This is a genomic window from Pseudomonas syringae group sp. J248-6, from assembly GCF_032586995.1.
GTDB lineage: Bacteria > Pseudomonadota > Gammaproteobacteria > Pseudomonadales > Pseudomonadaceae > Aquipseudomonas > Aquipseudomonas amygdali.
Window position 1 is genome coordinate 1 of the sequence record NZ_JAWHOP010000046.1, and the last position, 893, is coordinate 893.

Annotated in this window: 1 protein-coding gene; it reads right to left on the minus strand. The window is 58.3% G+C overall.

What is annotated here, in order from left to right; genetic code table 11:
* A partial coding sequence (locus RYC17_RS26780) for a hypothetical protein (protein WP_316904790.1) occupies positions 1-893 on the minus strand: 893 nt, incomplete at both ends.

Here is an 893-nt window from a genome sequence, read left to right on the forward strand (position 1 = left end):
CTGCTGCTGACGCGACCGTTATGGCTGTTGTCGAAATTCCCGGTCTTGAGGGTCAGCAGGCCTTTGCCGCTGATGTTGCCTTTCTGGCTGTTATCAAGACTGGCACTTTTCAGGTCCAGCGCACCATCGGTCAGCAGTTTGCCGCCCTGGTTGCTGATTGCTCCGGTGCTGTCGAGGGTCAGTTTTCCAGCGCTGGAAATGCTGCCTGCGGTATTGGTCAGACTGCTGGTCTTTACCGTCAGGACATCTTCGTTGCTGATCAGGCCTTGAGTGTTATCGAATGCTGCAGACAGGTCGATACCCAAGGCTTTGAGGGCACTGAGCGCACCACCGGTGTTGTCCAGGGTGCTACCGACCAGCGTCAAGCCGCCTTTGCTGGAGAGCAGACCATTGCCACGGTTAGTGACTTGCGCAACGTTCAGCGTCAGGGCTTTCTGTGCCAGCACCTGACCGCTGTCGCTGTTGTTCAGTTGCTGGCCGGTCAGGGTAATCACGTCCTGACTGGACAGTTCACCGCCGCGGTTATCGATGTCAGTGACATTGATATCGAGGGCCTGGGTTGCGCCGATGAAACCGTTCTGACGGTTGTCCAACGCGTCGCCGCGCAAGGTCAATGTGCCTTGGGCAAGCATCTGACCACCCAATTGCCGAAGGCTGCCGATCTGTGCGTTGAGGTTCTGTTTGCTGGCGATCTGGCCGAGACCGTTGTCTGCTGTCGCGGCACTCAGCGTCACATCGCCGTCACCAATCAGCGTGCCCTTGACGTTGGTCAGGGCGGTATTGACCGTCAGGTCCAGGCCTGCGCGGCTGCTGATCAAGCCTTCGGTGTTGTCCAGGCTGTCGCTGCGAGTGTTGAGGGCGGCAGCGGAAATCGTACCTTTGACGTTGCTCAG